11 protein-coding genes, 1 tRNA gene, 1 other RNA gene and 1 pseudogene are annotated in these 23,800 nt (G+C 74.9%); 12 read left to right on the forward strand and 2 right to left on the reverse strand.

Going from position 1 to position 23,800, the window contains the following annotated elements:
- Positions 1-44 precede the first annotated feature (44 nt).
- Both ACIQ6R_RS20280 and ffs read right to left on the reverse strand, forming a co-directional pair.
- Positions 45-2,417, reverse strand: coding sequence for a DNA polymerase III subunit gamma and tau (locus ACIQ6R_RS20280; protein WP_404222720.1), 2,373 nt, complete (start codon positions 2,415-2,417; stop codon positions 45-47).
- Positions 2,418-2,556: 139 nt separating this feature from the next.
- Positions 2,557-2,655, reverse strand: an RNA gene (ffs, locus tag ACIQ6R_RS20285) — signal recognition particle sRNA small type.
- A 73-nt stretch (positions 2,656-2,728) separates the two neighbouring features.
- Here ffs and ACIQ6R_RS20290 point away from each other — a divergent pair.
- From ACIQ6R_RS20290 to ACIQ6R_RS20345, 12 genes and pseudogenes are all read left to right on the forward strand, one after another.
- Positions 2,729-2,816 (forward strand) — tRNA-Ser (locus ACIQ6R_RS20290).
- Positions 2,817-2,882: 66 nt separating this feature from the next.
- Positions 2,883-3,262, forward strand: a pseudogene (locus ACIQ6R_RS20295) (HNH endonuclease); the annotation flags it as partial.
- Between the two features lie 508 nt (positions 3,263-3,770).
- A complete protein-coding gene (locus tag ACIQ6R_RS20300; RefSeq protein WP_404222721.1) occupies positions 3,771-4,595 on the forward strand; it encodes a Crp/Fnr family transcriptional regulator in 825 nt (274 codons plus the stop codon).
- A gap of 103 nt (positions 4,596-4,698) precedes the next feature.
- Positions 4,699-5,568 (forward strand): hypothetical protein, encoded by an 870-nt coding sequence (locus tag ACIQ6R_RS20305; protein WP_404222722.1) that lies wholly within the window; start codon positions 4,699-4,701, stop codon positions 5,566-5,568.
- On the forward strand, positions 5,565-8,231 hold the full coding sequence (locus ACIQ6R_RS20310; protein ID WP_404222723.1) for a hypothetical protein: 2,667 nt from the start codon (positions 5,565-5,567) through the stop codon (positions 8,229-8,231). The genes ACIQ6R_RS20305 and ACIQ6R_RS20310 overlap by 4 nt, the downstream gene beginning before the upstream one ends.
- The gene (locus ACIQ6R_RS20315) at positions 8,224-9,300 is read left to right on the forward strand and encodes a hypothetical protein (RefSeq protein ID WP_404222724.1); all 1,077 of its coding nucleotides are present in this window, start codon (positions 8,224-8,226) and stop codon (positions 9,298-9,300) included. The genes ACIQ6R_RS20310 and ACIQ6R_RS20315 overlap by 8 nt, the downstream gene beginning before the upstream one ends.
- Entirely contained in the window at positions 9,297-9,878 is a 582-nt protein-coding gene (locus ACIQ6R_RS20320) for a Pycsar system effector family protein (protein ID WP_404222725.1), read from the forward strand. The genes ACIQ6R_RS20315 and ACIQ6R_RS20320 overlap by 4 nt, the downstream gene beginning before the upstream one ends.
- Positions 9,879-10,017: 139 nt before the next feature.
- Positions 10,018-12,372, forward strand: coding sequence for a VWA domain-containing protein (locus ACIQ6R_RS20325; RefSeq protein WP_404222726.1), 2,355 nt, complete (start codon positions 10,018-10,020; stop codon positions 12,370-12,372).
- Between the two features lie 211 nt (positions 12,373-12,583).
- Positions 12,584-16,753: a tubulin-like doman-containing protein gene (locus ACIQ6R_RS20330; RefSeq protein ID WP_404222727.1), complete on the forward strand. Its 4,170-nt coding sequence runs from the start codon at positions 12,584-12,586 to the stop codon at positions 16,751-16,753.
- Entirely contained in the window at positions 16,750-19,659 is a 2,910-nt protein-coding gene (locus tag ACIQ6R_RS20335; RefSeq protein ID WP_404222728.1) for a hypothetical protein, read from the forward strand. Before ACIQ6R_RS20330 ends, ACIQ6R_RS20335 begins: the two co-directional genes overlap by 4 nt.
- Entirely contained in the window at positions 19,656-21,770 is a 2,115-nt protein-coding gene (locus ACIQ6R_RS20340; RefSeq protein ID WP_404222729.1) for a hypothetical protein, read from the forward strand. Before ACIQ6R_RS20335 ends, ACIQ6R_RS20340 begins: the two co-directional genes overlap by 4 nt.
- The gene (locus ACIQ6R_RS20345) at positions 21,767-23,800 is read left to right on the forward strand and encodes a hypothetical protein (RefSeq protein WP_404222730.1); all 2,034 of its coding nucleotides are present in this window, start codon (positions 21,767-21,769) and stop codon (positions 23,798-23,800) included. The genes ACIQ6R_RS20340 and ACIQ6R_RS20345 overlap by 4 nt, the downstream gene beginning before the upstream one ends.

A 23,800-nucleotide genomic window follows, 5' to 3' on the forward strand; every position in this document is an offset into this window, starting at 1 on the left:
CGGGGCCCGGACCGCGCCGGCGATCGCGCCGCCCCGTGCCCCTCCTACTCGTGCGGGATCTCCTCGACCACCGATGCCCCCAGCTCGCGCACCAGCAGTTCCTTGCCGGAGAGGGCCGACTCGTCGAGGTCGGGGTCGTCGTCCTCGGGGATGTCGTCCTCGGGGGAGACCGGGCGCGGCTCGGGGGCCGGGGGCCGGGGCGCGGGAGCCGGGGCGGACGCCGGGGCGGACGCGGACGGCGCGGGAGCCGGGGCCGGGGGCGCGGGAGCCGACGGGCCCTGTGCGGGCGTACCGCCTCCGTGGCCGCCACCACCGCCGTACCCACCAGCACCGCCGTAACCGCTGCCACCGGCACCGGCACCGGCACCGGCACCGGATCCGCCGTAGCCACCGGAGGGACCGGCGGGGGGCGGAGATGCCGAGCCACCGGAGGGGTCGACGACCGCCTCGATCTTCCACTGCACGTTGAACTGCTCGGCCAGGGCCTGCCGCAGCACATCCTCGCTGCCGCTGCTCATGAAGTTGTCGCGAGCGCCGGCGTTGACGAAGCCGATCTGGAGGGATGTGCCGTCGAAGCCGGTCACCTGGGCGTTCTGGCTGAGCAGGATCCAGGTGAACCGGCGGCGGTTCTTGACCGCCTCCAGGATGTTGGGCCAGATCGTGCGCGGGTCGACTCCGGCGCCCGGCGGTGGAGCGGCAGGCGCGGGGGCGGCGGCCGGCACGGGTGCGGGTGCCGGGGCGGAACCGGAAGCGGGACCGGGGCCCGAAGAGGGAGCCGGAGCAGGAGCGGCCGGGGGCCGGGACTGGCCGCCGCCCGCCGGTGCCGCCGTGGGCCATCCTCCGGGGCGCCGCCCACCACCCGCCGGGGCCGCGGTCGGCCATGCCCCGGGCGCGGGTGCGGACGGAGGCGCCGCGGCGGGGGCGGCGGGAGGTGCGGGAGCGGGGGCATCCTGAGGCCGGCCGCCTCCGGCGGGGCCGCCGCCTTCCTCGGGAGCGGGAGCAGGAGCGGAAGCCGTACCGGCACCGGCGGCCGTCTCCGACGGCGGACCGCCCTGACCGGCCGCCGGGACACCACCGCCACCGCCGGGTCCGGGCGCCCGGACCGCCGCCCGGGCAGCGGCGGGCCCGCCGCCCGGCGGAACCGGAGCGGCGGCGGCCACGACACCACCGCTACCGCCGGCACCGGCACCGGCACCGGCATGCGCCTCGGGGCCGGGCACGTATCCCATGGCGGGCGCCTCCGCGCCCGCGGAGAACTGCACGCCGCGTTCGATCCGGTCCAGGCGCGCCATGACCGAACGCTCGTCGCCGTACGCGGCGGGCAGCAGCACGCGCGCGCAGATCAGCTCCAGCTGGAGGCGGGGCGCGTGCGCGCCGCGCATCTCGGTGAGCCCCTCGTTGACGATGTCGGCGGCACGGCTCAGCTCGGCGGCACCGAAGGAGCCCGCCTGGGCCTGCATCCGTTCGACGACGTCGGCCGGGGCGTCGATGAGTCCCTTGTCCGCCGCGTCGGGCACGGCGGCGAGGATCACCAGGTCGCGGAGGCGCTCCAGCAGGTCGGTGACGAAGCGTCGCGGGTCGTTGCCGCCCTCGATCACCCGGTCCACGACCTCGAAGGCGGCCGAGCCGTCCCCTGTGACGAACGCCTCGACGACGGAGTCGAGCAGCGAGCCGTCGGTGTAGCCGAGGAGGGCGGTCGTCATGTCGTACGTCACTCCGTCGGCACCGGCGCCCGCGAGCAGCTGGTCCATGACGGACATGGAGTCCCGGACGGACCCCGCGCCGGCCCGCACCACCAGCGGCAGCACGCCGTCCTCGACCGGGATCTCCTCCTTGCCGCACACCTCGCCGAGGTAGTCGCGCAGGGTGCCCGGCGGCACGAGGCGGAAGGGGTAGTGGTGGGTCCGCGACCGGATGGTCCCGATGACCTTCTCGGGCTCGGTGGTCGCGAAGATGAACTTCAGATGCTCCGGAGGTTCCTCGACGACCTTCAGCAGGGCGTTGAAGCCCTGCGGGGAGACCATGTGGGCCTCGTCGATGATGTAGATCTTGTACCGGCTGGAGGCAGGCCCGAAGAAGGCCTTTTCGCGCAGGTCACGGGCGTCGTCCACGCCTCCGTGCGAGGCGGCGTCGATCTCGATGACGTCGATGGAACCCGGCCCGTTGCGCGCCAGGTCGCGGCACGACTGGCATTCGCCGCACGGCGTGGGAGTGGGGCCCTGCTCGCAGTTCAGACAGCGCGCCAGGATCCGGGCGCTGGTCGTCTTGCCGCAGCCGCGCGGACCGCTGAACAGGTACGCGTGATTGACCCGGTTGTTCCGCAGCGCCTGCTGCAGCGGGTCGGTGACATGCCCCTGCCCGATGACCTCGGCGAAGGACTCCGGGCGGTAACGGCGGTAGAGCGCGAGAGACGACACGCATACGAGGTTATAGGCGCCCACCGACAACCGGTCCGCCCCGGGAAACCGGACCCGCCCCGCGAACCCCGACCCGATCCGCGAAGGCCGACCCGATCCGCGAAGGCCGACCCGATCCGCGAAGGCCGACCGCCCCGGGAACGCAAGCGCCCCCCACGCACCCGCCAGAGCCGACCTACCCTTGCTGCCTTCCGGCCCTGGGGGAGTTCAGTCAGATAGCGCCGCGTGAGGGGCTGAGCCACACGTTACCCGATGTGGGGCCCCGAGAACGAGTTCGCAAGCACTCTCCGACGTCATGTAATGTTCTCTGCGGAGGATTCGCCTAGAGGCCTAGGGCGCACGCTTGGAAAGCGTGTTGGGGGCAACCCCTCACGAGTTCGAATCTCGTATCCTCCGCCAGTGCCTCACCGGGCACGAAGTCGAAGGGCCCCACCGCTTGCGGTGGGGCCCTTCGACGTGTGTGGGCACTTTCCGCCCTCGCTCCACGACGAGTTGTGAAAGACGGCCGGTCTCCGGGCGGCGGCTCCGGTCGCGCCGCTCGTCGCCGGACATCGGCAGCGGGACCGGCGGATGCGGGACCTGGTGCTGACGGCGTACGAGTACCGGTGCGCCTTCTGCGGCCACGACGGCCGGATCGGGGCGGTGCCGGCCGGGCTGGAGGCCGCGCACATGCACGGGGGGCGTTCGACGGTCCGGACGACGCCGACAACGAGCTGTGTCTGTGCTCGCCGCACCACAAGCTCTTCGACAAGGGCGTCCTCGGCGTCGGGGACGGGCACCGTGTCCTGGTCCCGCAGCGCTTCGTCGGTCACAGCGCCGCCACCGAGGGCAGACCCACGACGGTGCGGGACCCCTCGCGCGACCGCAGGCCATCCTGCCGGTGTTCCTCGTCAACGGAGTGTGGGGCGCGGTCTGCGGCGCCTGCGCGCTGGGGGTGCGCCGGATGCGCGGCGCGGGCGGTCAGGGCCTGGCCCAGGCCGACCCGCGTGGACCGTACGCGAGCGGAAGGCGGTGCGACCGGCGAAGTGCACTACTGCCCGGAATCGAACCCGACTTTTCGCCAACTCCGCCTCGGCGACCGATTTCAGTGGCCGGCGGGCCCCGTCAGCCGGGGGCCGGTGCTGACCTGAGGATCACTCCTGGACACGACCGGTGAGGGAGCTGTCGCGCACGGCCGCCGGAGGGGCGGGGCGGAGTCGGGTGGCAGGCCGTGGCGGAGCTCCTGCCAGGCGGTTCGGTCGCTACCGGACAGTAGCGCGGGTGTGGCGCAATTCACTCCCTCCCGATTATCACTCTGTCACCATCAACGCCATCCAAGTACCAGGCGTCCGGACTGCGGCGGGGGGCGTAGCCATGGGACTGCTCGGCGACGAGCTCGCGTTCGCGCAGGCGCTGACCGTCCAGGAGCACGAGGGCGTGATGGCTCTCGGAAACCGGAAGCGCTACCCGGCCGACACCCACCTTCTGACCGAAGGCGAACGGTCCAGTCACGTCCTGATAATCCTTCACGGCTGGGTGACCGTTTCCCTCGCCACGGACCGCGGCGCCACCCGGCTGATACTCGGTCTGCGCGGCCCCGGTGAGCTGCTCGGCGAGATGGCCGCCCTGGACCGCCAGCCCCGCAGCGCCACCGTCCGCGCACTGGGTCCGACCGAGGCCCAGGTGATAGGCGGGGACGCGTTCCGCCGATTCCTCGCACTGCATCCCCGCGTCAGCGGCCTGGTGATACGTCAGCTCACCTCCCGGCTGCGCAGCGCCGACCAGGAGCGGTCCGCCCTCGCCTCGCTCACCGTGCTGCAGCGCCTGGCCCACCGGCTCATCGAACTGTCGAAGCCCGACAGCTACGGGCCCTACTCCCCCTCCTCGTGGGGCGCTTCTCCCTCGGCGGCCCCCTCGTCCGTCTCCTCGACGGCCCCCTCGTCCGTCTCCTCGACGGCCCCCTCGTCCGTCTCCTCGACGGCCTCCTCACAGGCCTCTTCACCGGCCTCCTCCGCCGCCCGGTCCGTCGTCCATCTGGCGCAGGACGAGCTGGCCGCGACCGTGGGAGCGACCCGGGAAGCGGTCGCCAAGGCGCTGCGGCTGCTGCGGACCCAGAACGTCGTGCGGACCGGCAACCGGATGGTGGAGATCCTCGACCCCACGCTGCTCGCCCTGCTCGCGGACGGCCATCGGGAGTAGATCCGTGCTCCGCCGTGTGTAAACGGCTACAGACGACTCTCGTCCCGGGCCCGAAGCTGAGGGGACGGCAAGCAGACCGACCGGCAGGCAGCAGGGGGCACGGGTGAACGACGACGCCATGGATCTCACCGAGGCACGCTACGAGTTGGTGATCAGCGTCGACGCCAGGCGTTCCGGGGAGTACGACGACGTCGACAAGCCGCGCATGCGGGCACGGATCTACCGGGTGCTGGAGACGGCGTTCACCCACGCCAAGGTGGCGCGGGACGCCGTGCACATGGAGGACCGCGGCGACGGGGTGCTGCTGGCGGTGGCCGGCCGGATCGCGGTGACCCGGCTGCTCGGCCTGTGGATGGTCGAGGTGCACGAGAACCTGCGGGACGAGAACCGTGCCCTGCGGGTGCCGCTGGGCCTGCGGATCGGTATGCACGTCGGACCGGTCCGGCACGACGCCCGGGGCATCAGCGGACGGGCCGTCGACCTCGCCTGCCGGCTGGCCGACTCCCCCGTCGCCCGGCGGCTGCTGGACGCCGAGAAGGCCGACCTGGTGCTGGTGACCTCGAACTCCCTGTACGAGGACGTGGTCAGCGGCGGCGGCAAGTTCATCGAGGCCGCGCGCTATTCGCCGGCCCGGCTGGAGCTGAAGGAGGGCGAGGTCACCGCCTGGTTCCAGCTTCCGGGGCGGCCCGCTCCGGAGATTCCGGCCGAGCCTCGGCCGTCCGCCGGTGGTCCGTCGTCCACGGGTGGCGCGCGCTCGGCCGCCGATACGCCTGACACCACTGATACGCCTGATACGCCCGGCGGTGCGGACGCCGGTGCGGACGGCGACGATGGCGCCGACACCGGTTCCCCGGGGACCCAGTACACCGTGCACGGCGACATGTCGCAGCACCACGACAACGTCTACCAGCAGCCCGTGCACATCGGGCGGATCACCGGCGGCGCCCGTTCCCGGAAGGAGCGGGGAGAGTGAGCGACGACCAGCGGGCGGGCGGCGGCGCCGGGCAGGACAAGCCCCACCGGGCCGACGACGGCCGCACGCCCGGGGCCGGGGCCCCGGCGGCCGGAGAGAACGCACGGGGCACGGACCGGGACAAGGACAGGGCGCGGGAGAGGGGCCGGGACAAGGACCGCGAGAAGGAGCGGGGCAAGGACCGGGACCGCGACGAGGCGCCCCGGGCGGACGACGGCAAGGCCGACGACGGCGAGCGAGCCGGCGCGGACGCCGCCGAGCAGGAGCGGGAGGAGCAGGAGCGGGAGCGGGAACGCGCCGCCGGGCGGTTCAGGGAGCACACCCGTGACCCGCTCGCCGAGGAGCAGGGCGAGGACGCGCCCACCGACCTGGCCGCCGCCGCGCGGACGCGCCGCGCCACCCGCATGCTGTTCGACGCGGGCCGGGACCTGCACAGCTTCGACCGCTCGTACTTCGCCAGCGCCCACATCGGCGACATCCACCTGCGGATGGACGCCCGCCGGTCCGGTGCGGCGCTGCGCGGCGGGCCCGTGCCCGAAGAGGAACTGCGCAGGCTCCGCCGCATCCACGTGGAGCCCGAGGGGTACGTGCGGCTGCGCGAGGCGCTCACCGCCCGCCGGCTTCTGGTGCTGGGGGCCGCGCCGGGCACCGGACGCACCAGCACCGCGCTCTCGCTCCTCGACGAGGTCACCGGCCCGGCGACGAGCGGCACGCGGCCGCGGTCCGCGACCGGGGCCGGAACCGGATCAGGGGCCGGAACAGGGGCCGGAACCGCGACCGGGGCGGGAGCCGGGGCCGCGGCCCGGATACGGCGGGTCGACCCGGCCGGCGGCACCCGGCGGCTGGCCGAGTGCCTGGGCGACGGGGACGAGGAGGCGGGACACTTCTCCGGATACCTGTTCGAGCTGTCCCTCACCCGGCCCGGCACGCCGGTGCCCGACGAGATGGACCTCGACGAACTCGCCGCCGCCCTGGCCCGCCGCGACGCCTTCGCGGTCGTCGTCGTCCCGGTCGGCTCGGCGGCCGATCCGATGCTGGGCGGACGGTACGGCGCCCTCTGCCCGCCCGCCCCCACCGGGGAGTTGCTCGTCACCCGGCTGCGGGAGCTGCTGGAGGAGCAGGAGACCGCGACCGGGTCCGACGGTGGCCGCGCCGCCGACCTGCTGGCCGAGGCGGAGGCCCTCTGGACCCGGCCGGAGGTCAGGAACGCCGTCGGACTGGACGACCTGCGCCCCGCCGAGGCGGAGGTGCTCGCCTCCCTGCTGGCCGGGCACGTACTGGGGGACCTCACCCGCGAGCAGTTGCTGTCCGACTGCCGCAGTCTCGCCGCCCGCCAGGCCCAGGAGTGGTTCGCCGGTGTGGACCGGGCCCTGGCGGCACCGGCCGGGGACGAGCCCGACGGGGAACGGCCGGGCGCGGCGAGCCTGTTCCACCCGGTGGCGTTCCGGATCGCGCTCGCCGTACTGGGCGGGGCCTCGCACAGCGCCGTGGCCGCCGCCGCCCACCTGCTGACCTGGGAACTGTCCGTGCAGTCCGACCCGGACCGCACTCCCGCCCGGCCGCTGTTCTGCGACGACCCCCGCTCCGACCTGGCGCTCTCCCGGGCCGAACTCAAGGACGGCCGGGTCGAGGTGGCCGGTGCCGAGGTGGCGTCGCGGCTGATCTGGTACCGGGGTCCCGCCCTGCCCGCCGCGGTGCTCAGCGAGCTGTGGGACCGGCACTTCGCCGTCCGGGCGCCGGTGGTGCGCTGGCTGCGGCTGCTGGCCGACGACCCGCGCTCCCAGGTGTGGATGCGGGCCGCGGTCGCCGCGGGAGAGCTGTGCGTACGGGACTTCGACCACGGCTACGCGGAGCTGATCCGTCCGCTCGCCGACGCGGCCGCACCCCGGCGCCGGGTCTTCGCGGCCACCGCGCTGGACCAGGCGGCCGGGCACGGCTCGCACCGCCGCATCGTGCACAAGGTGGTCGGCGACTGGAGCCGGTACGGCACCGAACCGCTGCGCTGGACGGCGGCGATGGCGCTGGGCTACGGCAACTCCGCGGCCACGACCGGCGACACGCTGGACGCCCTGGCCCGGATCGCGGTCCGCGACGAGGGCGACCAGCTGGCGGTCGCCTCCTTCAACGTCGTACGGCTGCTGGCGCTCCCGGACGCGCCGGCCGTACTGCGGCGGGTCGCCGAATGGACCCACCACAAACGCGAGATCCACCAGGACCTGGGGCTGGTGACCACCGTCCGGCTCGCGCTCACGACGGTGGACGAGGTGCTGGTCGACGACGCCGGTTCCCCGCTGGGCGACCGCGGTGACTGGCCGCTGCCGCTCGCCCTCGCCGCGGCCCGCCCCGAACTCGTACGCCCCATGGCCGACCTGCTGTGGACCGCGCTGAACACGCCGCGCTCCAAGGAGGTGGCGACGGACGCGCTGGAGACGCTGCTGCGTTCGGCCGTGCGCGGTGACGGGGAGGAGTGGGCCCGGTCCGGGCTGGCGGCGCTGCTGCCCGCGCTGACCACCGAGGAGCACGACCGGCGGCGGCTGGACTGGCTGCTGCGCCGAATGATGAACGATCCGGAGGATCCGCTCCCCGACGCGCAGGCGCGCTCCCTGTGGTGGCTCGCCGTCGCGTCGCGGGACCGGACGCGCGAGGAGGCACGGCATGGCTGAGGACGTGGACGGGGACCGGGCCGGTCGGACGGAGGCGAGTCCCGCGGGCCCCTTCCTGCGGGAGTACGCGCCGACCGGCGGGCATCCGCGGGTGAGCGCCCAGCGGGCCTCGGTGCTGTTCTACCGCAACGGCGGGTACAGCGTGGTCACCGTCTCCGGCACCCGGCACGTCGACAAGCGGGCGCTGGCCCGGCCGTACAACGTCTGCGAGATCGCGCTCGGGACCTACCAGACGCGGCTCCAGATGGACCTCCCGGCCGCCGGCGGCACCACCTTCTTCAAGGCCGAGGTGGACATCCACTGGGCGGTGACCGACCCCCATCTGGCCGCCGTCGAGGTCGTGACCGACGTCGGACGGCGGCTCACCGCCCCGGTGCTGGAGCGGCTGCGCGAGGTCACCTCGACCTTCCGGGTGACCGAGGCCGAGCAGGCCGACCGGGCCCTCACCCTGGAGTGCGCGGGCGGCCGCTGGGACAGCCTGGGCGCCGAACTCGGGCTGCGGGTACGGCTGTACGTCCGGCTCCGGGTGGACGACCGGACCATCGAGCACATGGACGAGATCCGCGAAGCGCGTGCCTCGGCCGAGCTGACCGGGGTACGTCAGGACGCGTTCCGCGCCATGCTGCGCGGCGGTGACCTGGAGCAGCTCAGCTACATGCTGGCGGCCGAACCCGAGCGGGCCAAGGACTTCCTGGAGCAGATCCGTCAGGAGGGGCGCCAGGACGAGAAGGAGCGCGTGGACCGGCTCTTCGCGATGGTCGACAGCGGCCAGATCCAGTCCAACGACGTGGAGACGCAGGCCCTGAACCTCCTCAACCAGGGCCGGAGCCGGCCTGTCCAGGGGCCCATCGGCTCGGTGCCCGCCCGCCGGGAGCGCGCACAGTTGGAGCCGGCCCGCGCCGAGCCGTTCACCCCGGACTGGGTGGCGGAGGAGCCGCCGTACCGGAACGGGTCCGGTGCGGGGTCCGGTGCGGGGTCCGGTGTCGGGGAGGACGCCGAGGACGCGGCCCCGCGTTCCCGCAGACGCTCGCGGGACGACGGCTGGGACTGGGCGGAGGAGGACCGGTGACCGCCACGGGCGGGGAACCGGCCACCGGGACCACCGAGGAAGGGGGGCGTGCCTCCCCCGACCCGGCCGGGCCTGTGCCGCACGGGGGTCGGCACTGCCCGGACCGGGCGGGGGAGCGCATCGCGGAGCTGCTGCTGAACACGGTCCGCGAGGACCTGGGCCGCGCCGACTCCAAGGCGGCCGTGCTGCTGTCGGGGACCCTGGCACTGCCCGCGTTCCTGCTCGGCTGGCACGGCGCGCCCGGCTGGCGGGGGCTCGTCGACGTGCCGCTGCTGCTCGCCGGGCTGCTCTGGGCGGTCGCGGTGACCGCGCTGGTCGGTGCGCTCATGCCGCGCACCGGCACGGTCCGCGGCGAGGACGGGGTGACGTACTTCGGTGATCTGGTGGCCTCCCGCGATCTCGCGTGGCTGTCCGCCCGGATCACCGAGGCCGGGCGGGATCCCGCCGGGTGGCTGCTCGTCCAGGCCGTGGACGTCAGCTCGATCCTGACCGCCAAGTACCGCGCCATCCGCTGGGGGATGGCCGCCCTCGCCACCTCCGCGGCGCTGGCCCTGGTCTGGGGCCTGTCCGCGCGCTGACGTCACGGCCGGGGGTCGCACACGAAGCAGAGCCGGCGGCGGGGCGGGACCCGCACGCGAAGCAGAGACGGCGACGCGGGCGGGACCCGCACACGAAGCAGAGACGAACCGAGTACCACCGAGAACCAAGGGGACGGCCGTGCAGAGAGCCTGGGCAAGACGGCGGACGGGAAGAGGCCGCGCGCACCGCGCCACGGTCCTGGCGCTGGGCGGCGCCGCGCTGCTCGTGTCCCTGCTGACACCCACCGGCGGTGATCCGGTGCCGGTGGCGGACTCCGCACCGGCCTTCCCGTCGGTCAACTACGCGGTCGCCGTGGACGAGTCCGCCAGCCTGGCGCCCGAGGACATGAAGGCCGAGAAGGCCGCCGCCGCCCGCATCGCGCTGGGCGACGTGTCCTCGTCCTCCCACGTCACCGTCTTCGGTTTCGCCGCCGCCGAGTCCGCCGGCCAGCGCGCGGTCGACCCGGTGTGCCCGCGCACCACCCTGGACGCGGCGGGACGCAAGACGATCGGCGCCTGCGTCGACAAGCTGCGCACCCGCAAGAAGAGCGAGGGCACCGGCACCGACTTCCCGACCGCGATACGTCAGGGAGTGCACGAACTCACCACCGGCACCGACCCGTCGGAGCCCCGCGTGCTGTTCGTCCTCACCGACGGGAAGATGGACGTCACCGACAGCGAGAAGTACGGCGACCCCGCGCACCGCGAGGCCGAGGGTGAACGGCAGCTGACCAAGGAGCTGGCGAACGCCCGCGCGCAGAACGTGCAGATCTGGCCGCTCGGCTTCGGCCCGGAACCGGACAAGAAGCAGCTCGACCGGATGGCGGCCGGCGGCTACCGGAAGGGCTGCGTGAACCTGCCCTCGGCGAGCCCCAAGGCGCACAAGGTCTCCGGCGCGAAGGACGTCGGCACCACGCTGGAGAAGATCTTCGCCGCCGCGCACTGCCTGCGCCACGAGGAGGGGCCCAGCAAGAAGCCGCCGGCCACCCTGGAGATCGGCATCTCGCCGCTGGCGACCGTCGGCAGCATCGTCGTCGACAAGGGCGACCCCGAGGTGCGGATCAGCTACCTCGACCCCAGCGGCCACGAGGTCCCCACGACCGGCACCTACCGCAAGTCCCGCTTCGAACTGGCGGGCGGCGACGGCACCGTCGAGGCGCTGAAGATCGTCGACCCGCTGCCCGGCACCTGGCGGGTGAAAGCCGAGGCGCCGGAGGGGCACCGCTCGCTGCCCGTCTCGGTCAGCGTGCTGTGGCAGGGCGAGCTGCGCGGCGCCATCACCATGGACCCGCCCTCGCCCCGGCCCGGCGAGAAGGTCACGGTGACGATGCGGCTGCAGACGCGTGAGGGCTACCAGATCAAGGACCCGGAGCACTACGAGGGACTGCGCGTGAGCAGCGAACTCACCGGGGACGGTTTCGCCCCGCGGTCCCTGTCCCTCACCGACGACGGCAAGGGCCCCGACCCGGACGCGAACGACGGCTCCTTCAGCGGTTCGGCGCGCATCCCCGAGAGCGCCGACGGCGCGCTGAAGGTGGACGGCACACTCACCGCCTCGGGACTGCGGGCGGACACCCGCAGCGAGCTCGGCCAGGTCGCCCCCGGCGAGCTGCCCGTCACCACCGCGCTGGAGATGCCGGCCGGGGACACCCACCCCGGCGGCAAGGTCACCGGCACCCTCACCGTCCGCAACAACAGCGACGCCCGGCACACCCTGCGGCTGTCCGTGGCCGACGTGCGCTCCGGGCTGCTGTCGATCAGCCCGGCCGAGATCCAGCTCGCGCCCGGCGAGTCCGGCACCCGGAAGGTGACCGTCGCGGTCGCCCCCGCCGACGTCTTCGGCGGCCGTCTCGGCGACGACGGACTGCGCCTGTCGGGCACCGTCACGGCCGTCGACACCACCGACGACGACCGGACGCTGGTCCGTACCCCGCTCTCCGTACAGGTCACCCCGGAGCCCGGCTTCTGGGAGAAGTACTGGTGGGCGGTGGTGGCCGGCGCCGCGGTGCTCGCGGCGGCCGTCGTGGCGGTGCTCGCCTGGGTACGGCAGCGCCGCACCCGCAGGGACCCGCACGGTCTGGTGCTGCGCCTGGTCTCCGCGGACGGCGAGGCCGTCGGCACCGATCACGTGGCCGGGCACGGACACAAGCAGTGGTACGAGTTCGCCCTGGTCGAGCCGCACCGCGCCCCGCGCATCGAGCGCCGGCCGCACGGCGAGTACGCGGTCCAGCGCAACCCCGAGGGCGGAGCGGTGCTGCGCAGGCGCGGCGGCGGCCGGACACCGCTGCCCGTCCGCGGTCAGGTCCCGCTCAACGACACGGTGAGCCTGGCCCTCGGCGAGGAGACCCGCGCGCCCCGCAACCGCAGGCCGGCGGCCACGGCACGCAGCGGGGCGGCCACCGCCTCCGGCGGCGGGTCCGGCTCCCGTTCCGGCGCGGGCGGGAGCGGCAGCGCGAACGGGAACACGGGCGGCGCCTACGACTCGTACATGTGACGTGCGGGGGCGGGCACGTCACCTCCGCGCCCGCCCCCGCACGGCACCCGCGCCACTTGCGCTGCTTGCGCTACTTGCGTCACTTGCCCCACTCGCGTCACTCACGTCACTCACGGCGCGAGTCGCGTGAAGCAACGCACGCCACGCGCACTTCACGGACGTACCGAGCACGAACCTGCGGCCCGCGACGGCCGCCAGCGGGGAGGAACCCATGAAGATCTTCCAGCCGATGCTCTTCGTCGGCCTGGGCGGCACCGGCGGCCTGGTCGGTGCCGAACTGGAACGCAGACTGCGCGCCGAACTGTGCGGCCCGGACGGCCTGGCACTCACCGGGCTGAACGGCTACGCGCCCTACCAGCTGCCCGACGGCCTCCAGTTCGTGTACGCGGACTACAGCGAGAGCGACCTCCAGCGGCTGCCTCAGTTCAACGTGGACCCGTCCCTGCGGGCCGCGTACGCCCGCACCTCCCGGGCCACCCACAACCTGCTGCCGAACTTCGACGCCTCGCCCGAGGTCACCAAGATGCTCCGGGCGAGCATGCGCGAGGAGGTGGCCGACTGGCTGCCGCCGCGCATCGACGAGCCCAAGGTCACCCCGTTGCACAACGGCGCCGGCCAGCTGCCCACCGTCGGCCGCGCGGCCCTGTTCGCCACGCTCCGGCACGGCCTCGGCCCGGTCCTCGAACCGCTGCTCCAGGCGATCGACCTGATCGCCAAGTCGGCGGGCGGGCTGAGCGAGTTCGGCGGCGGAAAGACCAACGGCTGCGACGTGTTCGTCGCGTTCTCGGTGGCGGGCGGCACCGGCGCCGGCATCTTCCTGGACTACCTGCACCTGATCAACCACGCCTTCCAGCTGCGCCGGTTCGACGGGGTGAAGATCTACCCGCTGGTCGTGATGCCGTCGTCGTTCTCCGCGGCCTCCGGCGGCGGGCGCGAGGCGGACCTCAACGCCGCCCGCGCGCTGGTGGACCTGTTCCGGCTGGTCGACGGGCAGAACGCGCCGACCGAGGGCGCGGAGATCGGCGACCTCGACCACGACGCGGGGATGGGCGTCCGCTACCCGGGCACCATGCCGATCCGGCTGCGCACCGGCATCCTGCCGACGGCGTTCCTGTTCAGCCCGACGGCCGGCATCCGCGCGGACGACCTGCGCCGCTCCATCGTGTCCCTGGTGATGTCGCTGATCGGCACCGAACTCGGCGACGGCCGCTCCAAGGGCCGCACGATGGCGGCCGACGACGACTACCAGACCTTCGCCGCCAGCTTCATCAACCGCGGCGTGCACCGCAGCGCCCTGTCCCCCACCGGCATCGGGCGCCAGGGCGTCTCCACCAGCCTGGTGGCGTCCATGACCGCGCCGATGGACCAGCTGGCCGACCTGGTGGCCGGGCGGCTGCTGCGGGAGGCGGTCACGGACCTCGTGGAGCGGCCGCGCGCGATGCAGCGGGACAGCACGGTGCCGATGATCCGCCAGCTGTTCGCCGACTCCCACCTGGAGGAGCTCTGGGAGCGCAGGCAACTGGACGTGCCCGAGCCGGATCCGCTGCCGCGCGGTGGCAAGAACATCGAGCAGGCCCTGGGCGAGCGGATCTCGGACATGCAGCGGCTGCTGTCCGACCTGCGGATCGACGCCGAACGCCAGGCCACCGTGATGGCCGACCGGTTCGCGCCGCGTCCCGCCATCGACAAACTGCTGCAGACCGTCGACCCCTTCCTCGCCGAGCGGGTCGTGCGGGGCGTCCCGGACAGCGACGAGCCGATCACCCGGCTCGGCTTCCTCGGCATGCTGGACAGCCGGTCCCGCGCCCCCCAGCGTCCGCCCGGCGTGACCGAGCAGCCGCCCAAGGCCCCGCGGATCAAGGGCCGGCTGGCCGGCATGTCCCCGGCCCGCTGGGGCGACGAGGACGTCCAGGCGGCCGTCCAGGAGCAGGACGACTGGTACCGGTGGCGCTGCCGGACGGTGTGGCACGAGGCGTGGCGCGAGCAGCAGCAGCACTGGCAGTCCCAGGCGGACACCGCCGGGGCCGATCTCGGACGCCTGGTGAACGCCTTCCGCAGGCACAGCGACCAGGAACGCAAGGTGTCCCAGCAGAAGGGCCTGGAACTCTACGAGGACCGCACGGGCATCTCGTACCTGCTGCCGCCGCAGCGCACCCTCAACCACTTCTACGAGGACGTCGTCACCCGGCTGATCCGCCGGGAGGGCCTGCGGGAGACCGACGACGAGGCGGCGCTGCTGCTCCGGCTGGTCGGCGGGGACACCTGGCGCACGGTCCACGCGGTCAGCCGCCGCAACCCCGAGGGCGCGGTGGCGACCGTCAAGGCACTGCTGGAGGGCCGCATCACACGGCTGTTCGCGGAGAGCGGCGAACGGCTGGAGGAGCGTCCGCTGCTGCCGGCCATGAGCACGCTGCTGGCCGCCGCCGCGGGCGACCAGGGAGCCACCGACCAGGTGAGCAAGGAGGCGCTGGACCTGTTCGGCCGGAAGCTGACCGGGCTGCTGCCGGTGGGCTTCACCCCGGAGGGGACCGGCCCGCTGCGGGCGCTGGTGACGTATCCGCGGGTGCAGGCGGTGGAGGAGGTGCAGGAGTACCTGGGCAAGACGCTGCGGCTGCCCTCGGACGCCAAGAACTCCGTGGAGTACCGGGGTGTGGAGAGCGACTCGGTCACCGTGGTCCTCTTCCGCAGCGAGATGAGCCTCACGCAGGTGCCCGAGGCCCGCAAGGTGCTGCGCCAGTGGGCCCGCGCCAAGGACTCCGAGCAGGCCCACGACGTGCTGCGCTGGCGCCAGCGGCTCGGCTTCCGGGACAGCTGGATGGTGAGCAGCGAGGACGACCGGCGCACCATCCTGCACCGGCTGCTGTGCTGCATGTGGAACGGCCAGGTGGACGTGGTGGACGGCGACGACGCCTCGCCCGCCCGCATCCGGCTGCGGCTCTTCCCCGAGCAGGGCGCCCATGTCCCGGGCGTGCGGCTGCGGTTGGGGGACTTCCCCGGCGGCGTGTCGAGCTGGGCGGAGCTGCTGCGTTCGTACGAACGGTGGACGGTCCTCGACGACGAGCGGACCGTGGAGGACTACTGCCGTGAGCTGATGGGGGCGCAGCCGGCCGGGCTCGCGCGGGCGGGCAGCGATCCGCACCCGCTCTTCGTCGAGCTGGTCGAGAAGATCGCCCCGCGCCAGCTGGAGCTGTTGGCGGACCGCCGGGAGCGCGGCGGCGAGCGGGTCGAGGGCTGGGTCCGGCCGCTGTGGGAGTTCTGGGCGGAGACGCTGCCGGCCGCGCTGGACACCGAGTTCGGCGACCAGCGCGCCGTCCAGCCGACCCTGCGCACACTGCTGGAGCACGTCCGCTTCGGCACGGTGCGGTCCCGCGTCGTGGACGACCTGCCGGCCCCCCGGCGGGCCGTCCACGATGACGACGACTGGGGCACGGCGCCGCGCGAGTCCTTCGCCACGTACCGCGCGGAGGACGACACCGGGGTACGGCGCGGGTCCCCGGCGGACGGCCACGCCGAGCGGCCCCGCCGCACGACCGCGGACGAGTACGGGAGGGGCCGCGCTCCGGCCGACGACCACGACGACCCGTACGACACGGGACGCGGTGAACGGCCGCGCCGCGCACCGGCGGACGGTCACGACGCGGGGTCCCGCCGCCCGCCCTCCGACGGCTACGACGCGGAGCCCCGCCGCACGCCTGCGGACGCCTACGACGCCGTGCCCCGCCGCACACCCGCCGACGCCTACGACGCCGTGGCCCACCGCGCACCCGCCGACGCCTACGACGCCGGGCCCCGCCGCGTATCCGCGGACGACCGCGATCCGTACGGCACCGACCGGGGCGAACGCCCGCGCCGCGCACCGGCCCGCGACTACGACACGGAGCCCCGTCGCGCACCTGCCGACGACTACGACGCCGGACCCCTCCGCACGCCCGCGGGCAACCACGACGACCCGTACGACACGGGAAGCGGCGAACGCCCGCACCGCGCACCCGCCGACGACTACGGCACGGCGCCCCGCCGCGCACCCGCGGAGGACCACGACGGCGACTCGTACGGCACCGGGCGCGGTGACCGGTACGACGAGACGGCGCGCCGCACACCCGCGAGCGACCTCGACGACCCGTACGGCGGCGGTCGTGCCGAGCGGGTCGGTGGGGGCACGGACGAGGAGCCGGACGGCTGGGGCACGCGGCGAGGTGGTGCCAACGGTGCACGGGCCGACGACCGCCACCCCCACGGCCGGGACTTCGACGGGGACGACCGCGTCGCCGCCGGGAACGGTGCCGAGCGCCCCCGGGCGCCGTGGGACGAGCCGGCGGACACCGACGCCCACGACCGTGACCGGGACCGCCGCAACCCCTGGGACGGTGACGCCCAGTGAGCACGCCCGAGGAGCTCGACACCGTGATCCACCTGGACCTGCGCACGGGTGCGGCGGAGCTCGACACCCCGTCGGCCCTGCGCGCCAGGGTCGCCCGGCAGCTCGGCCGGGCCGGGCTGCCGGAGCCCGACGACCCGCTGTTCCTGGTCGTCGACACCCCGGCCGGGCTCACCGACCACCAGCCGCAGTACGAACTGCTCACCGGCTACCGCGCGGTGGGCGAGGTCCGGATCCTGGTCCTCCTGGTGGGCAGCGCGCCGGGCTCGTACGCGGGTGAGGGCGAGGCGTTCCAGCCCGACCGCCGACTGGTGCGGCCCGCGGTGCTGCGCGCCTCGGGCTGCGCGCTGCTGTGGGCGGGGGACCTGCGTTCCGCCCGGACGGCACTGGAGCGGCCCACGCCCGACGACCCGGACGCGCTCGCGGTCCTGGTCGACGTGCTGTCGGTCCCGGACGTCTATCTGACGGTCCTCGAACGCCTGGAGGCGCTGCCCGACGCCGTCGCCGCGCCCGGTGTCCGGCTGCTGGAGCAGGACCTGCCGCCGGAGGTGCGGGACCGCGCCTGGCGGGACGCGCTCGCCCGGTTCGCCGGCGAGGACACCGAACTCGCGCCGGACGTACGGGCGACCGCCTCGTCGGGAGCCGACCTGCCGGAGCCCCTGCGGGGCCTGGTGACGGGCCGGGGCGCCCGCGACCAGCGGCACCGCGATCCGGGCGGGGTGGCGGACGACGCGTACCGCGCGTGCGCGGACTCCATCGGGCGGGCCGAGGAGGCGCTGGCCGGGCTGGGGTCCCTGCCGGGGCTGTTGCGGCCCGCCCGCCGGGAGGCGTTCGAGGCGGACGTGGACCAGGCGCGCCACGACCTCGACTCCTACCGCGAACTGGTGGGCGCCGCGCTGCGCGGCGGCGGTGCGACGGCGTCCGCGGCCGAGGCGGCGGCCCGGCTCGCGGCCCTCGGGCTGCGGGTGCCCTCGGCGGAGGGCACGGCCGAGCGGATCGGCGAGGGCCTCAAGGAGTTCGCCGGGAAACTGCTGGGCCAGGGCCTGACCCTGCGCTCGGTGGCCCAGCGCTTCACCGGCCTCGCCGGGCGGGTGGAGCCGGTACCGGGTACGGCGCTGCTGCCGAGGCTCGCCGCCTGTCCGTCCGGTGACGTGACGGATCCCGCCGGTGCCGAGGTCGGGCCGCGGGCCCACAGTGACGCCGCGGCGGTCGCCGGTCCGGCGGTGGCGGCCGCGGCGGGCCTGCTCGGCGCGCTGTGGCAGGGGCCGCTGCTCGCCCTGGCGCTCGCCGTCCCGCTGCTGTTCGTCGGCATGGCGGTGCTCGGTACGGCCCGGTTGCGGGACACCGGACGTACCGGCCGCTGGGCCGTGGCCCCCCGGGTCGCGGCCTTCACCGGCGCCGCGGCCGGGGCGGCACTGGCGTACATGGCCGATCCCGCGCGCTGGCTGAGCACCGTGACCCTGCTGGTCGCCCTCGGTGTCGCGGCCGAGACGGTACGGCGGCTCTGGCGCGCGGCGGCCGGATCCTGGGCTCCGGGCCACGCCACCGACGCCCTCCGCCGCGCCCTGGACGAACTCGACGCGCTGCTCGCCGAGGCGGTCAGCGAGCACTGGGCCGTGGAGGAACGCCTGTACTGCGCGGACGCGGCCCGGTCCGTCGCCGGCATGCTGCGGGCCACGGCCGCCGCCGCGGAGGCCGAGGCGGCGCCCGAGCCGGAACGGCCGCTGCCCGGCGGCGGGTTCGACGGCGGGGCCGGTGGCGGGGACGGCGCCGGGTCGCTCGCCGAGGACGACTGGCTCTCCAGCACCTCGGTCCTGGAGACCGACGCCTTCGCCGGGGACGACGACGCCGACTGGGCGAGCGCGTACGCCCGGCGCGACGGACAGCCCGCGTGGGACGAGCCCGCCGGGGAGCGGCCGGTCGGGGCCCCGTGGGAGGACCGCGCCGCGAGCGCGCCGCGCTGGCTGGACCGGGAGAACGGCGAGGGCGGCCCGGAGCTGGTCGCCACGCTGGCCGCCGACCTGACGGACGCCGCGCTCGTGGCGATGGGACCGTACTGGGGTGCCGTGGAGCGCGGCCAGGCCGGCGCCCTCGCCCTCCGCCGCACCGAGGAACGGGTGCGCGAGCTGCTGTCGGCGGCCCGCCGGCACCTGCGGCACAACGGGGTGCTGGCGCCGCCTCCGTTCGCCGCCGCCCGCCGGGTCCGCGCCACCTCGGCGAGCCTGCTCGGCACCGACCCGCGGGGCCTCGCGGAACTCGTCGGCACGGAGGCGGACCGGCAGGCGGTGGTGCAGCTCTCCTCGCCCGAGCAGGGCACGCTGCTCAGCCGCGACCCGGCCGCCGCGGTGTGGATCAGGTTCGCCCCGCGTGCGGTGCGGGACGAGATCGAGAAGGCCTGGGAGGCGAGCGGCTCGACGCAGCCGGGAGCGGTCCTGTGGACGTCCTCGGGACGCTACGCCGGCCTGCTGCGGCTCACCCCGCTGCGGATGGGCGTGGTGGACACCGTCCGACCCCGCCAGCACACCGGCCCGGACGGCACGGACACGTACGGACGGCCGGACCCGTACGACGCGCGGAGCCCGTACGGCGCGCGGAACCCGTACGACCGGACCGACTCGTACGACGAGACGGACGCGTACGACCGGACCGGCCGGTACGACGGGACGGAGCCGGACAGGTACGAGCGCACGGACGGCCGCCACCGGACGTACGACCGGGCGGACCGGGCGGACCGGGCGGAGACCAACAACCGGACGGACATGTACAACCGGCCGGACACGTACGACGGGGCGGACGCGTACGACCGGGTCGATTCATACGACCCGGTGACCCCGTACGACCCGGTGGCCCCGGCCGACGCGGCCGACGCGGCCGATCCGTACGAGCGAGGGGACGGCGATCTCCGGTGACCAGCACCACCCACCGGCACACGGCGGGGCCGGGCGGCCCGCGGGCGGCCACGCTCGCGTTCACCACTCCCTCGGGGCAGCGTCGCGTCGCCCCCGTGCGCCTGGGGCCCGAGTCCCGCCGGGACCCCCTGCTGCCCCAACTGGTCCGCAACGGCCTGCTCGACGACGAGGGGCAGCAGTGCGTGCAGGTACGCCTGGCCACGGCGGACGCCGCCAACCCGGGAGCGCGTGAGCTGCTGGACACGGAGGCGGGCACCGCCCTGTCCCTGTACCGGGCGCTCGACGACACCGAGTACGCGGCCCTCTTCCCCCGGATCATCGGCTACGACCTGGACGCGTCGGAGCCGTTCCTGCTGTACGCGGCACCGCGCGGCACCGCCGCCGCACGGACCCATGTGATGTCCGCGACCGATCAGCGCGGCCTCACCCGGGACCTGCTGCTGGCCCTGTACCTGCTGGACCGCCAGGGCCTGGTGCCGTGCGGCGTCTCACCCGCCACCGTGCTGTGGGACGGCGCCTCGGCCCAGCTCTGGGGCCTGGAGGGGGTGGCCCGTGCCGGACGCCCGAGGCGGCCCTGGGGCCGGTCGCCCTACTGCTCGCCCGAACAGCGCCGGGGCGAGGGGCTCACCGACTCCCGGGACGCCGTGTGGAGCGCGGCCCAGGTGCTCTACCAGCTCGTGACCGGCAGGCCCGGCCACGCCGACCGGGCGCCCGCCGACCTCGACGAGCACCGGATGCTCGCCCGGACGCTGCGCGACGCGTTCGCCCCCCGGGCGGCTGACCGGCCGACGCCCGCCGAACTGCTCGACCTGCTGGCGCCGGGCGCCGCCCGCCGCGCCGCGCTCGCCACCCCCGCCGCCGAGCCGCGTCCCCGCCAGGCGGACGACGCGGACGCCTTCGAGCAGGCACTGCGGCTCAAGCGCCGGGCGCCCGCCGCCCCCTCGGGGTCCGAGCCGGGAGCGGCGGCCGGGGAGGGCGACGGCGGCGTGCTCTGCCCGTACTGCCTGGAGACCATCCGGCTCGACCTCACGGCGCTGTACGTCACCGACAGCAGGATGCAGTACCGGCCGTTGGATCCCACGGGGATCGGCAACCCCCTGCGTCGGCAGGACGTCATGCGCGGTGCCGTCCAGAAGTGCACGGCCGACCCGGACTTCCCCGAGCACTACATCCCGGTGCCCTACCTCACCTACGGGCGGCCGCTGACCGTCGCGATGGTCGGCCAGTCCTCCACCGGCAAGAGCCATCTGCTGACCCAGATGATCGCGGCGGTCACCGACGGCGGCCTGGAGCCGTTCGGCCTCAAGTGGCAGTCCGTCAACCCGGAGCAGCACGCCCGTTTCGTACGGGAGTGGGTGCAGCCCCTGCGCAACGGCAGGGTGCTGGACCACACCCCCGGCGTCGGCCTGGACGGCTTCGCCCGGTTCGTGGAGTCCCTGCTGCTCACCGACGCCCGGGGACGGGTGCGGCCGGTCGCCTTCTTCGACCTCGGCGGCGAGGACCTCGTGCGGACCGACTCCGCGCTGCGGTTCCTCCTCGGCATCGACGCGCTGGTCTTCGTGGTCGACCCGGCGCTGGCCCTGCCGCTGCCGCATCTGGACCACGCCAGGGAACGCCTGGGGGTGGAGGTGAACCGGGACGGCGACCTCGCCTTCGGCACCGTCCTGGACCGTCTCCCGAAGAACGGCCCCTACCTTGACGTGGCGGCCGCGATGGTGCTCGGCAAGGCGGACCTGCTCAGGTTCCAGCCGCCCGTCGACCGGTGGCTGGACCGGCCGCCGGCCGCCTCCCTGGACCCCGCGCTGATGCGGGAGGAGAGCCGGGACGTGCACCGGCTGCTGCACCGGCACGCCGGCCAGGCGTGGCTGCGTCCCTTCGACGCGATCCGCCGCTGCACCCTGCACGTCGCCTCGGCCACCGGCGGCCAGGAGGACCGCGGCCGCTACCCGGCCGGGGCCGGTCCGCGGAGGGTGCTGGAACCCCTGCTGTCGCTGCTCGCGATGCACGGGCTCGTCGACGTGCCGGGCGGCGCCGACGCGTTCGCCCTGGGTCAGACGCCCGCGTTCGAGGCGGTGCCGGTGGAGGACGCCCGAGGAAGGGAGCGGAAATGAGCGACGTGCAGAGCGGAAACCAGGGCCGCGGGGAAGCGGCCGCCCCGCGCGGGCCGGGCGGTGGCACCGACGCGGTGCAGCAGGTCGTCTTCCGGTGGGACGGCAACCACGGGCGGCAGGGCACCGGCATGAACGCCGTCGCCCGTTCCTGCACGGCCGAGCGCGCCGAGGAACTGGGCCGGGAGCTGGGCCCGTTGCTGTGGGTGTCCGGCGCCGCCGCCTCGCGGCCGAGCACCGTGCGCACCCTGTCCCGCGACGGGGACGTCATGCTGGTCCGCCGCTGGCCCACCACCGACCCGGGTGGCCGGCCCAGCACGGTCAGCCATGTGCTGGTCGGCCGGCCGGGCACCCTGAAGACGCGGCAGTGCCTCGCTCTCGCGTACGCCGGCTGGGGGACCCGGAAGGCCGCCCGGACGGCGTCGGGCCGACAGGAGGAGGTCGACTGCGCGGATCTCGACCGGGTGGCGCTCAAACGGCTGCCGGAGATGCTGGAGCGGCTGCCGACGGTCCGGGACACGCTGGCCGTGGTCACCGCGGAGTGGCTGCGCGATCCCGCCCAGCGGGTGTCGCTGCGTACGGAGCCCGGGGAGCGGCAGGCCGGCCCCCCGGACCGGGACGAGGCCTCGCTGGTCTACCTGGGGCTGTTCCTGATCTTCGGGCACTGGCTGGGGCGGGAGTGGACGTTCGCGACCTACGACGCGGTGGACACCCATCCGCTGCTGCTGATGTCCGTCCCGCGCTGGGAACCGGACACCGGCGGCTCCGGCCCGCTGGCCCGGGTGACCGGCCGCCCGGTGTCCGGCCCCGGCGTCGAGCACCTGGTGGCGGAGCGGCTGGTGGACCACCTCCTCGCGCACCCGGAGGCACCCGCCGGTGTGCCGCAGCTGGTCGACGACTTCGCCGACGGGGCGACGTGGGACCGGACGCGGCGCAGCGCACGGCTCCGGGAACTCCTCGGCACCGACCGGGCCGGCACACACCGCCCGCCCCCGTCAGCGTCCCTGTCCCTGTCCCGGAGCCACCCGGACCCTCCGGCGCCGGCACCGAGCCACCCGGACCTTCCGCCGCCGGCCCAGGCACCGGCCCAGGCCCAGGCCCCGGAAGCCGGCCAGGAGTGGAACGCGGCCCCGCTCGCCTCCGCGCCGTACTCCGGCCCTCCGTACACGGACCCGAGCCCCGACCCGTATCCGGACACCCGCCCGGCGCCCCATGACCGGCATCACGGTCACGACTACGGCCGCGACCGCCGCCCCGTCCCCGACCACACCCCCGGCCCCGATCACGCCCCCGCCCCCACCCCTGTTCACGACACGTCCGCGTTGCACCGGGAACTGCGGGAGGCCGCCCGGCGCAAGGACTCCCTCCACCGCGAGGTCCTGCGGACGCAACTGCGCGCACAGCCCGACGAGTTCCTGCTGGAGGAGCTGCGCTCCGAGGACCTGCCGCCGGACTCCGTGGACCTCCTGCTCGACGAGCTGGGCGCGTCCCGGCGGATCCGGACGCGCCGGGACGCGACGCGCCATGCGCTGTGCGAGCTGGTCCTCCGCAAGAATTTGTACTGGACGCCGTACGGGCAGCCCGGGGGACCCGTGTCGAGAACGGCGATGGCGGACCGCGCGGCCGGCCTCTTCACCTGGGCCGTCGCCCCCCTGGCCCGCGACGAGCGCTACCTGCCCGACCTGCGGGAACTGCTGCACCGCATGCTCCGGGACTCCAGCCCCACGGCGGGCAACTGGCTCCACAAGGCCATCGTCGCGCCCGCGAACGGCCAGGCCCCCGATCTGCCGCCCGTGCTGTGGCAGCAGGTCGTGGGCGACGCGCTGAGACGGAACGGCGGGCCCTCCGCCGCCCTCCCTCCGCCGACCACGGCGGCGCCGGCACCGACCCTGCGGGCGCCCGCAGGGTCGGTGCCGGAACGGCCCGACCTCACGGCCCGGCTCACCGAGCAGCTGAACAAGCCCGGCTGCGTGGTGGGAGCCGGCGTGGGACTGATCGTCGTACTCCTCGGCATCGTCCTGCTCTTCGTCTGA

It is taken from the genome of Streptomyces sp. NPDC096048 (assembly GCF_044763415.1).
In the GTDB taxonomy this organism is placed as follows: Bacteria; Actinomycetota; Actinomycetes; order Streptomycetales; family Streptomycetaceae; genus Streptomyces.

Bases quoted from the DNA above. Each gene is read 5' to 3' on its own strand.
- ACIQ6R_RS20300 (WP_404222721.1), top strand. From the start codon at position 3,771: ATGGGACTGCTCGGCGACGAGCTCGCGTTCGCGCAGGCGCTGACCGTC.
- ACIQ6R_RS20315 (WP_404222724.1), top strand. From the start codon at position 8,224: ATGGCTGAGGACGTGGACGGGGACCGGGCCGGTCGGACGGAGGCGAGT.
- ACIQ6R_RS20330 (WP_404222727.1), top strand. From the start codon at position 12,584: ATGAAGATCTTCCAGCCGATGCTCTTCGTCGGCCTGGGCGGCACCGGC.
- ACIQ6R_RS20345 (WP_404222730.1), top strand. From the start codon at position 21,767: ATGAGCGACGTGCAGAGCGGAAACCAGGGCCGCGGGGAAGCGGCCGCC.